Annotated in this window: 13 protein-coding genes, 2 pseudogenes and 2 riboswitches; of the genes and pseudogenes, 4 read left to right on the plus strand and 11 right to left on the minus strand. The window is 66.8% G+C overall.

What is annotated here, in order from left to right; genetic code table 11:
- Positions 1–648 (plus strand): amidase family protein (locus A5906_RS44370; RefSeq protein WP_430642381.1); only part of this gene is annotated, 648 nt, incomplete at both ends.
- 3 nt (positions 649–651) lie between these two features.
- A pseudogene (locus A5906_RS44375) lies at positions 652–810 on the plus strand (amidase family protein); the annotation flags it as partial.
- A gap of 58 nt (positions 811–868) precedes the next feature.
- On the opposite strand, the gene A5906_RS46375 reads toward A5906_RS44375, so the two are convergent.
- The 3 genes from A5906_RS46375 to A5906_RS43005 form a co-directional block, all read right to left on the minus strand.
- Positions 869–1,099 carry an MGMT family protein gene (locus A5906_RS46375; RefSeq protein ID WP_080135785.1) on the minus strand — a complete coding sequence of 77 codons (231 nt, stop codon included), beginning with the start codon at positions 1,097–1,099 and terminating at the stop codon, positions 869–871.
- A 364-nt stretch (positions 1,100–1,463) separates the two neighbouring features.
- Positions 1,464–2,885, minus strand: a complete 1,422-nt coding sequence (locus tag A5906_RS14055; protein WP_080135786.1) for a PepSY domain-containing protein — start codon at positions 2,883–2,885, stop codon at positions 1,464–1,466.
- Positions 2,886–2,897: 12 nt separating this feature from the next.
- Positions 2,898–5,255, minus strand: a complete 2,358-nt coding sequence (locus tag A5906_RS43005; RefSeq protein WP_080135787.1) for a TonB-dependent receptor — start codon at positions 5,253–5,255, stop codon at positions 2,898–2,900.
- A 115-nt stretch (positions 5,256–5,370) separates the two neighbouring features.
- Positions 5,371–5,572: riboswitch (cobalamin riboswitch) on the minus strand.
- Between the two features lie 73 nt (positions 5,573–5,645).
- Here A5906_RS43005 and A5906_RS14065 point away from each other — a divergent pair.
- Entirely contained in the window at positions 5,646–6,218 is a 573-nt protein-coding gene (locus tag A5906_RS14065; protein ID WP_080135788.1) for a histidine phosphatase family protein, read from the plus strand.
- Here the strand turns inward: A5906_RS14065 and cobT are convergent.
- The 8 genes from cobT to cbiE all read right to left on the minus strand — a co-directional run bounded on the left by cobT (position 6,211) and on the right by cbiE (position 13,406).
- On the minus strand, positions 6,211–7,263 hold the full coding sequence (gene cobT / locus A5906_RS14070) for a nicotinate-nucleotide--dimethylbenzimidazole phosphoribosyltransferase (RefSeq protein ID WP_080135789.1): 1,053 nt from the start codon (positions 7,261–7,263) through the stop codon (positions 6,211–6,213). The genes A5906_RS14065 and cobT overlap by 8 nt on opposite strands.
- A gap of 10 nt (positions 7,264–7,273) precedes the next feature.
- Entirely contained in the window at positions 7,274–8,023 is a 750-nt protein-coding gene (cobF, locus tag A5906_RS14075) for a precorrin-6A synthase (deacetylating) (protein WP_080135790.1), read from the minus strand.
- Positions 8,024–8,062: 39 nt separating this feature from the next.
- Positions 8,063–8,740 carry an energy-coupling factor ABC transporter permease gene (locus A5906_RS14080; RefSeq protein ID WP_080135791.1) on the minus strand — a complete coding sequence of 226 codons (678 nt, stop codon included), beginning with the start codon at positions 8,738–8,740 and terminating at the stop codon, positions 8,063–8,065.
- A 37-nt stretch (positions 8,741–8,777) separates the two neighbouring features.
- Positions 8,778–8,997: riboswitch (cobalamin riboswitch) on the minus strand.
- Positions 8,998–9,042: 45 nt separating this feature from the next.
- Positions 9,043–9,774 (minus strand): uroporphyrinogen-III C-methyltransferase, encoded by a 732-nt coding sequence (cobA, locus tag A5906_RS14085; RefSeq protein ID WP_080135792.1) that lies wholly within the window; start codon positions 9,772–9,774, stop codon positions 9,043–9,045.
- Entirely contained in the window at positions 9,771–11,081 is a 1,311-nt protein-coding gene (locus A5906_RS14090; protein WP_080135793.1) for a cobyrinic acid a,c-diamide synthase CobB, read from the minus strand. Before A5906_RS14090 ends, cobA begins: the two co-directional genes overlap by 4 nt.
- Positions 11,081–11,863, minus strand: a complete 783-nt coding sequence (cobM, locus tag A5906_RS14095; protein ID WP_080135794.1) for a precorrin-4 C(11)-methyltransferase — start codon at positions 11,861–11,863, stop codon at positions 11,081–11,083. The genes A5906_RS14090 and cobM overlap by 1 nt, the downstream gene beginning before the upstream one ends.
- The gene (locus A5906_RS14100) at positions 11,860–12,228 is read right to left on the minus strand and encodes a cobalamin biosynthesis protein (RefSeq protein WP_080135795.1); all 369 of its coding nucleotides are present in this window, start codon (positions 12,226–12,228) and stop codon (positions 11,860–11,862) included. Before A5906_RS14100 ends, cobM begins: the two co-directional genes overlap by 4 nt.
- Entirely contained in the window at positions 12,225–13,406 is a 1,182-nt protein-coding gene (gene cbiE / locus A5906_RS14105; protein WP_080135796.1) for a precorrin-6y C5,15-methyltransferase (decarboxylating) subunit CbiE, read from the minus strand. The genes A5906_RS14100 and cbiE overlap by 4 nt, the downstream gene beginning before the upstream one ends.
- A gap of 1 nt (position 13,407) precedes the next feature.
- On the opposite strand from cbiE, the pseudogene A5906_RS44380 reads away from it, so the two are divergent.
- Positions 13,408–13,518: pseudogene (locus tag A5906_RS44380) on the plus strand (cobalt-precorrin-6A reductase); the annotation flags it as partial.

The following is a 13,518-nucleotide window of genomic DNA, read 5'->3' on the forward strand; positions in this document are numbered from 1 at the left end:
GCCGCAGGCCGCCGGCCCATGTCGGCGTCGCCGGCTTCAAGCCGTCCTATGGCGCGATCCCCTATGGGCCCGGCTTTGCCGAGCCGTTCTTCGGCCTCTCCGTGATCGCGCCGATCGCCACTGACGTCGCCGACATCGCGCTGGCCTTCGAGGCCATGGCCGGCACCGATCCGCGCGATCCGGATGCAGCCGGCATCGCGCAAGAGGCCGAGGACATCTCAGACCTGCGCATCGCCTTCTCGCCGCGACTCGGGCTCGACGTCGCGGTCGATGATGTCGTCGCCAACGGGCTGGCGTCCGCCATCGCGCGTCTCTCCGCCGCCGGCCTCGGCATCATGCAGCGTGATCCCGTCTGGCCGGCCGGCGCGACCGAAGAGGCCATCATGCCGCTGCAGCATGCCGGCCTCGCCGCGCTCTATGGCGACGCTTTTCGCAAGGATCCGACCGTCTTCGATCCTGACATCGCAAAGCAGATCGAGCGAGGGCTGTCGTGGTCGGGCACCGACGTTGCGGGCGCGCTGATCGCGAGCGCCGCGATCGCCAATGCGTTCGCGGCCTTCCTCACTGAGGTCGACCTGCTGCTCACGCCGACCGTCCCCTGTGTCGCTTGGCCGTACACGCAAGCGGGACCCGACATGATCGGCGGCCNNNTTCACGCCATTCGTCAATCACGCCCGCCTGCCGGCGATCTCGCTCCCCTGCGGGCGAGATGCAAATGGGCTTCCGTTCGGCCTCCAGATCATCGCCCGGCGCGGACAGGACCGCACGCTGCTGCGCGCCGCGCGGCAGATCGAGGCGCAACTGGCTTGATGGCAATCATGGTCGGCGAGGTTGTGGCGCACTATTCAAGCCCACAGTTTGGTTTGAATCACACGGATCTGGCCAGACTGCGCAGACGAACATAGCCGCGCCTTGAGCCGTCGCTTGCAATAACGCGATGACACGGGATCGATGGGTCGCAATTCGTGCGCATTATGGCACCAACCGCGCGTGCAGCTTTCGGATTGCCGGCTTTAGCAGCGACGGCTTTGTACGTCATGATCTTCCCGTTTGGGATCTTGCGAACGACGTCCCGTACCTTATCTGAAAATGTTTTCATGGGCGGAGTATAGCACTTGTCTCTCAGAAGATGTTTCCGCCCTTTTTTACTTTCGATTGGAACCAGCGCGTCGCGTTGGCACGGAGGAGTGACCGGACGTGCCGGTGTTAGCTTCGAAGCGCGCGCCGCGCGAAGTTGGTCGCTATAGAAGCAAAGCTGACTTAATCACCAGTCCATGACGCCGCCGGTTTATGGGTACACGGCCTAGCCTTCGGCAACGCGGCGATTTCGGAATAGTCGCAATATACCCCTGTTTTGCCCGACGGGTCAAATCGCGGCGATGCCCGCGTAAGCCGTTGATTTCGTTATCACCGGCTACTGTGCATGGGGTTGTTTTCGCACTTTTTATTTGTCGGGCTTCAGTCTAGCTGGCAAACGACAAACGCAGCCGCCGCCAGCCGATGACAATTCCGGTGATCGAGAACACCAGCCCGAGCGCGCAGAGGCCGACGACCAGAACATCGCGCAGGCGCGGATGCGCGTTGAGCATTGGGAAATCGAGCGTGTGAAGCGCGCTGTAGGCCCAGCGATAGGCCCGCCGCGACGCATCCAGCCTTTGCAGCACACGGCCATCTGCGCTGTCGATGTCGAACCAGACATCGCCGCAGCGGGCGCGGTAGACTGGCGCGCCGGGGACGGCGGACTGCGCGGGGTAGTCTTCGTTATCGGCGAGCACGAGCGGCGCAGCGCAGCCCGTCGCGAGCTTCGTCATCATGCTCGCGATCGCCTGCGCGCCGAGACCTTCCGACTCTCCACCATCCGGCCGGAGCACGACCTGCTTGTCGAGACTGGTCCGCTCGCGCCTATTGACATGGCCGTCAAAGGCAAACCATTCGACTTCACGGGCGGAGGCCGAGAGCGGCTTCCGGTCCGGCGATGGCGCGGTCGTCCACTCCGGCGGTGCATCGATCACGCCCGCTTCGGCCGAAGTCAGCTGCCCGCGCGAGAACAGCCGGCCGTGATCCATCGAGAGCCATCCGCTGAAGATCCAGGTCAGCACGAAGACGGTCGCCACCAGGCCGACGATGTGATGCAGGGCATGCCAGCCGCGATACGGCGATGAGAGCCGGCGTCCCCGCATCTTCACGCGCACGATGCCGAGCACCGCACCCAGCAGTGCCGACATCAGCGCCAGCAGCGACAGCGTCCAGACCACGCGGTCCCACAGCGCCCAGTCGCTCCGCAACACCGTCGGATAGATCCAGTGCACGACGCTGCCGACGAGATTCCAGCCGCGCTCGCTTCGCGTCGTATCCAGCACCACCTCACCGGTGCGCGACGAGACGTAGACCTCCGTTCCTGCGGTATCACCGAGGGCGACCCGAAACAAGGGCCGGTGGCGATCGAAGCCGTTCGGCACGCTCCATTGGTCGTAGTCAGCGTAGGCAACGACTGTTGCTCGCGCTGCGTCGAGCCGGCGGTGACGCGCATACGCACCCGCGATGGCGCCTGCGACATCGGGCGACCGCACCGACGCATCCTGCCCGTCGGTCGCGCGGACCGCGCCGAAGTGCGAGGGGCCCGACACGACGTAGACCGGCCCATCGCTCCGCTGGATCAAGCGCACACGCGTAGCATCGGTGATCCCGCTCGCGACCACCGCATCGGCAACGCCGGTCAGCGCCTCACCACGGTCCACCGGCGCGAGGCCGGCAAACCGCTCCGCTTCCGTCTGCGACGGAAACGGAACGAAGTGCATCACGATTCCGCTCGCGAACCACATCGCGAACAGCAGGCAGAACGCGATCCCGAGCCAGCGATGCAATAGGACGACCGCGCCCATCATGCGTTCAGCGCCCTACCATTTGAACGCCGCCGAGATCTCGTAGGTGCGCGGTGCGCCCAGCAGGATCTGGTCGGGATAGAACGGATCGCCCCAGATCGCGTAGCGCTTGTCGGTGAAGTTGCGCACCCGGAAGGTCAGCCGCGCCTGCTCGACCGCATTGAAGACGGTCTTGGGGATATCGACGAAGGCGTAGACGTCGCCGACCGTGTAGGCGTTCATCGTCACCGTGCTGGCGTCGGTGGTGTAGCGATCGCCGACATGCCGGCCGACGATTCCGAGCTCCACCGGCCATGGCGTGAAGAAGCGATACGACGCACCGGCATTGGCGACGATGCGCGGCACGTTCGGCGGCGTGTTGCCCGAGAACGAGCCGCCGACGAAATTGTAGTCGGCATAGCGCGCATCGACATAGGCGATGTTGCCCCACAAACGCAGCGGCTCGATCGGCCGCACCGAGGCGGCGAGCTCGACGCCCTTCGATTCCTGCCGCCCGGCGATGTTGAGCGCCTGCCCGCCGGCCGCCGCATAGACGTTCTTGCGCAGGATGTCGTAGGCCGAGAACGACCACTCCGCCCGGTTGTCCCAAAACAGGTGCTTGACGCCGGTCTCGTAGGTCCGCGACGTCGTCAGGTCGAGCGGCTGGGTCGGCAACAACAGGAAGATGTTGTTGGCGGACACGTCGGCACCGGTGGCGTACTGGCTGAAGAAAGTCAGGCCGGGCACGGCCTCCCACGTGTAGCCGATGCGTCCCGTCACCGGCGCCCAGTCCTTGGTGAACGGAAAGCCGGCGTTCACCAACCCGAACTGGTCGGTCGAATTGCGGTCGAGCCCGATATGCTCGACGCGCAGGCCGCCGACCAGCGCGAAGGTCCGCGTCAGCTTCAGCCGGTCCTCGAACGACAGAGCCTCGTTGTCGATGCGCGCGGTCTGCTGCTTGGTTGTGAGCAGGCCGTATAAACCACGGTCAGGATTGACCAGCGACACGGAGTCGCCCGGAAAATTCGCTGCGCCCGGCCGAACGAAATCGAGATAGCTCGACGACAACGTCGTGACCATCCGGTTGTCGAAGCCTGCAATGTTCGTATCCCAGATCAGGTCTGTGATGTTGCCGGCCAGCCGCTGGCTGTGCGCGACATAGAAGCGCTCGCGATCAACCAGGTTCGTACCGGAGTTGAATGCCTCGACCTCGTTGTTGAACCAGCTGCGCTCTGCGCCATAACCATAGGCTTGACTCTTCAAGGTCAGGTCCGGCGCCAGCTTCAGCTCAAAACCGCCGCTCAGCCAGACTTCCTGCGCCACGTTGCGGTTGTCGAGGACGTTGTAATTGGTGTTGAAGGTGCGGTCGTCGATGGTGACCGCACCGAGATTGGTTTTGTTGTAGTTCGAGACGTAATTGCCGGAGACAATCCCCGCCGTCGCGTGCGAACCGCTGAAGGCGACCGGCACCAGCGGCGCCCCCCAATAGACCTTCCCGCGATCCTCGCGGTACTCAACCGCGCCCCAGACCTTGAGGCTGTCGGAGACGCGATAGTTGAGCTGGCCGGAGGCATCGAGCGTCTTGGTATAGACGTCGTCGACAAAACCGTTGAGCGAGGAGCGGCTGATGTCGAAGCGGTAGTCGAGACCTTGAACGTTGGTGCTGCCACCGGAGCCGTAATGCGCGCGGAACGAATTCAGGGAGTCGTACGAGAAGTCCGCCTCGTTGCGGATCGCTCCGGTGTGCGGCTGCTTGGTGACGAAGTTGATCGCACCGCCGGCGGCGCCCTCGCCCGAGATCAGCGAGGCCGGGCCCTTCAGGAATTCCACGGCCTCCAGATTGGCCGTGTCCATGATCCGCGAGGTCATGTTCTGCGGGCCGATCTTGATGCCGTTGTAGAGCGTGTTGATCTGGCTGTTGGTGAAGCCGCGCATCGAGAAGCCCGCCGGCTCCCCCGGCGCGTCGCCGGAGGTGACGCCGACCGCGCCCTGCGCCACCTCGGACACGGTGCGATAGCCCTGCTCGCGCATCGTCTCCGCCGAGATGACTTCGACGGTCGCGGGTGTCTCGCGCACGGTCAGGCCAAGGCGCGAGGCGCTTTCGGCCACCGCATTGCTGTTGAGCGGCGTTTGCGCGACCACGGCCGTGACGGCGGGTTTTGGCGCCGCGGATGCGGCCGCCGGCCTGCGCGCTGCCGCGCGGCGCGTGCCCTGGGCTTCCCGGGCCGCCGGCTTGGCCGGCTTGCGCGTCTGGGCGGGCGACACCTCGACGGGCGGCAGCGGTTCGCGGGCCTGCTGCGCCAGCGCGGCGGGCCCATCAATAACGGCAAGGGACGTGAACGCGGCGGAAGCGAGCAGAACGCTGCGCGGTCGTACGATACGGATGGAAGACACGGGTCTGGACCTCGGTATGACGTCAGTGGCACGTCACAGCGAACGAGGTCTCACCCTGGGCTTGTCAGCCTTCCGATGAAGCCGAATGTCTGTACTCCCCGACCGACATCTTCGCGTGTGACCACGGCTGACGGCAGGTCTCCTGGCTCGCGGGTCACGACCGCTTCGTCGCCTTCCCGGGACCGAGGACCCAGTGGCTTCTGACGAAGGATTATCCGCTCACAGTTGCGGGGGCAGCCACGGCATTGGGGACAACATCCCCGCACCGCATTCCCTTTTCATCCCCTCTCGGGGAAACCGTCGCGAGCATCTAGGATTACCAGCAAGACAGAGTCAATGTACCTGTCGCGGCGTTATTGCCACAGCGACCAACTTCCCTGGAGATAAAACATGGAAGGCGCGACCTTCCTCTGGCTGATCCGGCATGCGCCCGTCGATGGCGTCAAAGGGACGATCCATGCCGCCGATGCACCGGCGAACCTGACCGATCGCGCGCGACTGGAGGCGCTGCGGCCGCGCCTGCCGACGGACGCCGCGGCCTATGCCAGCCCCGCGCGACGCACCGTCGAGACAGCGCGCGCGCTGGGGCTCGAACCGGAGCTGGTGCACGAGTTCGGCGAGCAGGATTTTGGTGACTGGACCGGCCGGCGGCATGACGAGCTCGCCGCGACCGGCGGAGAGGCCTACTCACAATTCTGGAGCGATCCCGCACATCGGAGACCACCGGGCGGCGAGAGCTTTGAGGATCAGGTCGCGCGCGTCCGCCTCGGACTGTCACGGATCGGAGCCGGATCGGCAACGCTCGTCGTGCATTCCGGCACGATCCGCGCCGCGCTGTGCGTCGCGCTCGATCTCGCACCGGAAGCCGCGTTGCGCTTCGTGGTCGACCCGCTTTCGCTGACCCGGATCGACCGGCTCGCGACCGGCTGGCGGGTGGTAACCGTCAATCAGCGGATCAGCTAGGCCGATCCGGCACATTGGCTTGGGCAAAGGTCGCCATGCCGTTATGGAGAGCGCAGGCCGAGCGTACCAGCGGCAGCGCAATGGCAGCGCCCGATCCTTCGCCGAGCCTGAGATCGAGGCTGATCAGCGGCTGTACGTTCAGCGCGCGCAGCACCAGCCGATGTCCCTGCTCCGCCGATTGATGCGAGGGCAGCAGGAATGGCTGGCACGACGGATTGAGCCGCACGGCCGCCAGCGCCGCGACCGACACGATGAAGCCGTCGATCAACACGGGGATGCTGCGCTGCGCAGCCGCGATGATGGCGCCCGAGATCGCCGCGATCTCGAGGCCGCCGACGGCCCACAGGATATTTTCGGGCGACGCGCCCGCAACGCCATGACGCGCAATCGCCGCATCGATCACGCGCGCCTTGTGCGCCCGGCCGGCTGCATCGACGCCGGTGCCGCTGCCCGCGATCTCTTCGGCGCTGACGTCAAGCAGGCTCGCGGCGATCGCCGCTGATGCCGTGGTGTTACCGATGCCCATCTCGCCGAAGATCAGGAGATCGGGCTTGTCAGCTTCCGTACGCGCGACCGCGCGCTGGCCGGCCTCGAAGGCGAAGGCCAGCTCCATCGGCGTGAGCGCAGCCTCGACGCTGAAATCGCGCGTGCCATGACGCGGCCTGTCGGTGATAATGCCGGGCATCGCCTCCTGCGCCAGCGTGCCGGCGTCGACGACGTCCAGGCGCGAGCCCAGCTCGCGCGCCAGCACCGAGATCGCGGCGCCCCCCGAGGCAAAATTCGCCATCATCGCGATGGTGACCGCTTGCGGATAGGCCGATACGCCCTGCGCGACAATGCCGTGGTCGCCGGCGAAGATGATGATCGGCACGGACGCTGCACGCGGCTGCTCGGTCGCCTGCAGGCCGGCGAGCTCGATCGCAAGCTGCTCCAGCCGGCCGAGTGCGCCGGTGGGTTTTGTGAGTTGCGCCTGACGTGCAATCGCCGCGTCGCGATGGGCGGCGGAGATCTCGGGGCATTTCCGTGTGACCCAGTGGGGGAGCATGTTGCCTCGCTTACGGCCTGCGCTTGAGAATGTAGCTGTCCATGATCCAGCCATGCCGCTCGCGCGCCTCCTGCCGCAGGGCGACGATGCGCGGGCCGACCTCAGTGAGCGCGCCGGACATGGTGATCTGGTCGGGCATGCCGAGATAAGCGCCCCACCAGATGTGCAGCCCTTCCGGATCGAGCGACTGGAACGCAGTGCCGCCGTCGAGCATCACGACCACCGTGTCGACGCCCTGCGGCCACCCGCCTTCGCGCAAGCGACGGCCCGTCGTGACCAGAAAGGGCTCGCCAATATCGTTGAGCGGCAGTGCATGTGCCGCGCACAGCGCCTGGATCGAGGTGATGCCGGGCACGACCTCTATCATCGGCAAGGGATTGAGCCGCCGCGCGATGCGCAGCGAGGAATCATAGAGCGAGGGATCGCCCCAGATCAGCAGCGCGACCTTGCCTTCGCCGCCGAGATGGCTCGCGATTGTCCGCGACCACGCAGCGGCCACCGCATCGTGCCAATCATCCACGCCCTTGCGGTAGTCGGCCTCGCCCGCGTCGCGCACGGGAACGTCGAACTCGGCGATGCTCGTAGCTTTGTTCGCGAGAACATCCGTGCAGATCGTCCGCCTGAGATCGGCGAGATCGGATTTCGCGCTGCCCTTGCGCGGGATCAGGACGAGATCGGCCGCGTTGATGGCAGTGATTGCGGCGCGCGTGAGCTGCTCGGGATCGCCGCAACCGATGCCGATCAGGGAGAGCGTGAGCATCGGGCGTGTGGGGCGGCCATGACGGCCGCCCCTTGTCTCTTAAGCCGCGTTGTGCAGGCGCGGGGTGACGAGGCCCGGCGCCGTAACACCGCGCAACGACTTCGCCAGCGCCAGCACGGCGAGATCGGCCAGCGGCTCGATCACGATGACGAGCGCGTAGGAGGCCGCGAAAGTGGCGATGTTGGCGAGGTTGCTCATGGCAAAGCCGGAGCCATAGAGCGCCCAGAACGTGACCCAGGCGATGACGCCAGCCTGATAGGTCGTCGAGAGCGCCAGCGCCTGGCGATACCGGAGATCGACATAGGCGGTGTTGCGCGAAATGATCCGCGTGGCGATCGCCTGGATACCGAACAGCGGCACCAGCAGCGTGGTGACGTTCATGCCGTATTGCGGGATGTCAGCGGGCTCGAAGAACACGCCCTGGAGCAGCAGGCCGAATGCAAGGCCGAGGGCCGCCGGCGCCGCGCCGAACAACAGGAACAAGGTCGAACCGAGGATGAAGTGCACCTCGGAGACGCCGACCGGGAAGTGCGGCAGGATCTCGAAGAAGGTGAATACGAGTGCGGTGGTCGCGAGGGTGCGCACGGCGAGCGAGCCGATGCCCTGCTCGCGCACGGTCTCGACCGCGAGCTTCAAGGCAACGCCGCCTGCGGCGATGCCGGTTGCGTAACTCAGCACGAGCTTGGCGCCCGTCACGACGCCGGGTTCGATATGCATGGTTCAGTTCCTTCCTGCCGTCACACCCGACGGCCTTGGTCTCAAAACATGCACGGCCGGTCTCCTGGCTCGCGGTTCACTGGGGTTCTCCGGCCTTCCCGGGCCTTGCGGCCCAGTGGCTGATCGGAGCCCCTCACCGCTTACAGTCGCGGGGGCGGCTGGGGTTTTGGGCGCCGCAACTGGGTCCGCCCATCCCCATTCCCGATTATGCTCCGGCGCTTTGCGCCGTGTCGAGCACCATGCCCCTCCTGTGTGCCCCTTTCGCCTTGCAGGCGTCAAGGGGCGAACGGCTGCAGCGGCCGTCATGACGGATATTCCCCTGCCAGCGCACCGAACAGGATGACGGCGGCCGTCGAGGCCGCCCCGCCCCGTGCAAGCTGCTCGGCAAGCTCGGCAATCGTGGTGCGGACCAGCCGTTCGTCGGGCCGCCCGAGGGATTCGGCGAACAGCGCGGGGGTGGTTGGAGCGAGGCCATGGGCGATCAATTTTGCGGCAAGCGCCGGAAAGGTGCGCCGGCCCATATAAACCACGGTGGTCGCTTCAGGGTCGGCCAGCGCCGCCCAGTTCAGGTTGGGCGGCAGTTCGCCGGTGACATCGGCCCCGGTGACGAACTGCACCCGGCGCGAGGTGTGCCGTCGGGTCAGCGGGATTCCCGCCTGCGCTGCGGCGACGCAGGCCGAGGTGACTCCGGGAACGATCTCGTAGCCGATACCGGCATCGCGCAGCGTCTCGATCTCCTCCTCGAGCCGGCCGAATATGCCGGCATCGCCGGACTTCAGCCGCACCACGCGCGCGCCGGTCGTGGCGTAGTCGACCAGGAGCCGATTGACATGATGCTGCTTGGTCGAGGGCCGCCCTGCCCGCTTTCCCACCGCAACAAGATTGGCGCCGGGCCGCGCGAGATCGAGGATCGCGCCGGAGGCAAGGTCGTCATAGAGCACGACGTCGGCCTCACGGAGCCGCGCGGCGCCCTTCACGGTGAGGAGCTCGGGATCACCGGGGCCGGCAGAGATGAAGGAGACGAAGCCGCTCACCGGTCCTCCGCGATCAGATGGAAGAATGTGCCGGTGGCATGGCCACGCTGCGAGCCGGTCTCGGCGATGACCGCACCCGTCGCATCATGCACGATCGCCAGCGGCGTGTCGGGCTGGGCAAGGATGGTCGAATAGTGAAACTCGTGGCCGCGTAGACGCGCGCCCGCGTGATGCCCCGGCATCGGCACCGCGAGGGCGGCGAGACGATAGCCCAGATGCATGCGGCGCTTGGCAAAGCTGGTCTCCAGGCCAAGCAGGCCCGTCATCTCATGACGAACACCGTCGGCGTCAGTGAGGCCTGCGCCCAGCACCATATAGCCTCCGCACTCGCCGTGCACCGGCCGCGTCTCGGCGAAGGATCGCAAGCCGCTGCGGAAGCGCGTGTTGGCCGCGATCTTTCCGGCATGAAGCTCGGGATAGCCGCCCGGCAGCCAGCAGACATCGGCGCTCGGGTCGGGCACCTCGTCGGCAAGCGGCGAAAATGTCGTGATTTCGGCGCCAGCCGCGCGCCAGGCCTCCAGCATATGCGGATAGACGAATGAAAAAGCAGCGTCGCGGGCCAGCGCAATGCGCTGCCCGGGCGGCGTCACGTTCAACCCGTTCGCCGCCGGCTGCGGCGACCAGTCGGCAGCGAAGCGCAGCACCGCATCGAGATCGACATGGTTGGCGACAAAGCGCGCGGCCTCGTCGATCAGCTTGCCGATCTCGGCCTGCTCCTCCGCCTGCACGAGGCCAAGATGCCGCTTCGGCAGGCTGATCTCGGCGTGACGCGGCAGTGCGCCGAGCACGGCGATGCCGGCCTCGTTCATCGCACGCCGCACGAGGTCTTCGTGGCGCGGGCTGGCGACGCGATTGAGTACGACGCCGGCAAGCCGCACGCCGGCGCGATAGTCGCGCAAGCCTGCGGCGATCGCAGCCGCCGTCTGCGCCTGTCCCGACGGATCGATCACCAGCACCACCGGCCAGCCCAGCATCTGCGCGATGTCGGCCGAGGCACCGGTGCCGGAGACGCCGCGCGCTGCGACGCCATCGAACAATCCCATCGAACCTTCGGCGAGGACAATATCGGCATCCGCGCCGCGACTGACGAGATGCGCGATCGTCCCGCGGTCCATCGCCCAGCTATCGACGTTGACGGAGGGACGGCCCGTCGCGGCTGCGTGGAATGCGGGATCGATATAGTCTGGCCCGCTCTTGAAGCACTGCACGTTCAATCCGCGATTGCGCCAGGCGCGCGCGAGCGCCAACGTCAGCGTGGTCTTGCCGACGCCGGAGGCCGGCGCGGAAATGACGAGCCCGACCGGCATCACGACGCCTCCGGGAAGCGCGGCTCGGCTCCGACCGGCCGATAGCGGCGGTCGTAGTCGGCGGCATAAAGGCGGCTGTCGTCGAAATCCGCAGCACCGAGAGTCTTGCCGACCAGGATCAGCGCGGTGCGCTCCATCTCGCCGCCCACGGCCGCGTCGAGCGTCGCCAGCGTCGCACGGACGATGCGCTGCTCCGGCCAGCTCGCGCGCCAGACGATGGCGACCGGGCAATCCGCGCCATAATGCGGCGTGAGCTCGGCGATGACCTGGTCGAGCAGATGGATCGACAGATGGATCGCGAGCACAGCGCCGGTGGCCGCGAAGGCGGCAAGCCTCTCGCCCTCGGGCATCGCGCTGGCGCGGCCGGGCGTGCGCGTCAGCACCACGGTCTGGGCAAGGCCGGGCAGCGTCAGCTCTGCCTCCAGCGCCGCCGCGGCCGCGGAGAAGGACGGCACCCCGGGCGTCACCGTGAAAGGGATACCGAGCGCACGCAGGCGGCGAAGTTGCTCGCCCATCGCAGACCAGATCGAGAGATCACCGGAATGCAGCCGCGCGACGTCCTTGCCCTCCACATGCGCAGCGACAATCTCCGCGATGATCTCGTCGAGCGACAGCGGCGCAGTGTTGACGATACGCGCACCGGGCGGGCAATGCGCCAGGACACCTTCGGGCACGAGCGAGCCGGCATAGAGGCAAACCGGACAGGCCGCGATCAGGTCGCGGCCACGCAAGGTGAGCAGGTCGGGAGCGCCCGGCCCGGCACCGATGAAATGGACGGTCATGGGCCGTCTCCTTCCGCTATTGCGGCAGTTGCCGTGCGGTCTTGCGAGACCACACGCGTGGCAATCAAACGCGCGCGCGGGCCAGCCGCCGCGAGGGCGGCCGCTTCAGCGACCGATCCCGTGCCGAATTTTTCTGCGATGAGCTTTGATTGCGTCGGCGTATCGACACGCGCGAGCACCTCCGCGGGAACGGCCCTGATCGGCACACCGCATTCGCGCGCGAGCTGTTTCAGCGCTTCCGCATCGGCCTTGTCGCTAACAGTCGCCATCGCCGCAAGCCCTTCAGGCCCGCCGACGGCCAGAAGCGCCTCGCGCAGCGAAGCCAGCGTGACGTCCCGCTTAAATCCGAGCCCGGCGACTTTCATCGGACCACACTCCACTGCACCACCGGTCGCGCCGCCTCCCACGAGCGGTAGCGGCCGAGCGGCGCGGCATGCGCGATCTCGGCGCGCATCAGTTCCCCACCATGAAGCTGATGCAACTCGCCGAGCAGCGCTTCCGTCTCCAGCGTGACTGAATGTGCAACGAGCCGCGCTCCAGGTGCGAGGCGCGACCAGATGGGGTCGAACATTGCGCTGTCGAGGCCGCCCCCGATGAAGACGGCATCCGGCACGTCAACCGCAGTGAGCGCTTCAGGCGCTTTCCCCGTAACGACGGTGATCCGGTGCGTCAGCCCGAACGCAGCCGCATTCTTGCGGATATTCTCGGCACGATCCTCGCGCGCCTCGATGGCGGTCGCCGTTCCTCCGCACAGCGCCCACTCCACCGAGATCGAGCCCGATCCAGCGCCGATATCCCATAGTCGCTCGCCGGGACGCGGCGCCAGCGCCGCGAGCGCCAGCGCGCGGACCGGACGCTTGGTGATCTGGCCATCATGGATGAAGAAATCGTCTGACAGTCCCGAGCTGCGAGGAAGGCCCCGTGGGCCCCTACCCTCGACGGCTACTGTGACCAGGCTTCCAGCGAGATCGCCGGCAAAACTGTCGGCGCGATATTCCCTGACGCTTTCGTGCGGCCCGCCGAGCGCAGCGAGCGTCCACAAGGACGAGGCGCCCCATCGCCGCTCACTCAGCCATCTCGCGAGATCACCCGCCGCCTTCCCGTCGCGCACGAGGCATATGATGCGTGCACCTCGCGCCAGATGCGGCACGAGACGTTCGAACGGCGCAGCGTGAAGCCCGAGGCAGACGGCGGATTCGAGACGCCAGCCCAGCCGCGCCGCAGCGAGCGAGAACGTCGACGGCGCGGGGTGCGCGATCCACTCGCCGGCCTGCAGCTTCTCGGCAAGGCTCGTGCCGGCGCCGTGCCAGAACGGATCACCGGATGCCAGCACCACCGTCGGCCGGCCACGGCAACTCAACACGCCATCCGCATCGAACGGAACCGGCCATGGACGGCCGCGGCTGCCAGCCTCCGCAAGCGCAAGATGGCGCTCACCACCGAATACGGTTTCGGCCTTGGCAAGTGCCTTTCGGCTTGCTTCGGACAGCCCGGCAAGGCCATCTTCGCCGATACCGATGATAGTCAGCCAGGGATCAGCCACGATGCGCGCCCTCATTCTGGGCGGAACGGCCGATGCGAGCCTGCTCGCCGCGGAGATCGCGCGCGCGGGAATCGATGCCGTGTATTCCTATGGCGGCCGCACCCGCGCGCCT

This window comes from Bradyrhizobium sacchari (assembly GCF_002068095.1).
GTDB classification, from domain to species: Bacteria; Pseudomonadota; Alphaproteobacteria; order Rhizobiales; family Xanthobacteraceae; genus Bradyrhizobium; species Bradyrhizobium sacchari.

What these genes read in the sequence shown, in the direction of transcription:
- A5906_RS14090 (WP_080135793.1), bottom strand. Translation starts at nt 11,081, where the DNA reads ATGCCGGTCGGGCTCGTCATTTCCGCGCCGGCCTCCGGCGTCGGCAAG.
- cobF (WP_080135790.1), bottom strand. Translation starts at nt 8,023, where the DNA reads ATGCTCACGCTCTCCCTGATCGGCATCGGTTGCGGCGATCCCGAGCAG.
- A5906_RS14080 (WP_080135791.1), bottom strand. Translation starts at nt 8,740, where the DNA reads ATGCATATCGAACCCGGCGTCGTGACGGGCGCCAAGCTCGTGCTGAGT.
- A5906_RS14100 (WP_080135795.1), bottom strand. Translation starts at nt 12,228, where the DNA reads ATGAAAGTCGCCGGGCTCGGATTTAAGCGGGACGTCACGCTGGCTTCG.
- cobT (WP_080135789.1), bottom strand. Translation starts at nt 7,263, where the DNA reads ATGCTCCCCCACTGGGTCACACGGAAATGCCCCGAGATCTCCGCCGCC.
- A5906_RS46375 (WP_080135785.1), bottom strand. Translation starts at nt 1,099, where the DNA reads ATGAAAACATTTTCAGATAAGGTACGGGACGTCGTTCGCAAGATCCCA.
- A5906_RS14065 (WP_080135788.1), top strand. Translation starts at nt 5,646, where the DNA reads ATGGAAGGCGCGACCTTCCTCTGGCTGATCCGGCATGCGCCCGTCGAT.
- cobM (WP_080135794.1), bottom strand. Translation starts at nt 11,863, where the DNA reads ATGACCGTCCATTTCATCGGTGCCGGGCCGGGCGCTCCCGACCTGCTC.
- A5906_RS14055 (WP_080135786.1), bottom strand. Translation starts at nt 2,885, where the DNA reads ATGATGGGCGCGGTCGTCCTATTGCATCGCTGGCTCGGGATCGCGTTC.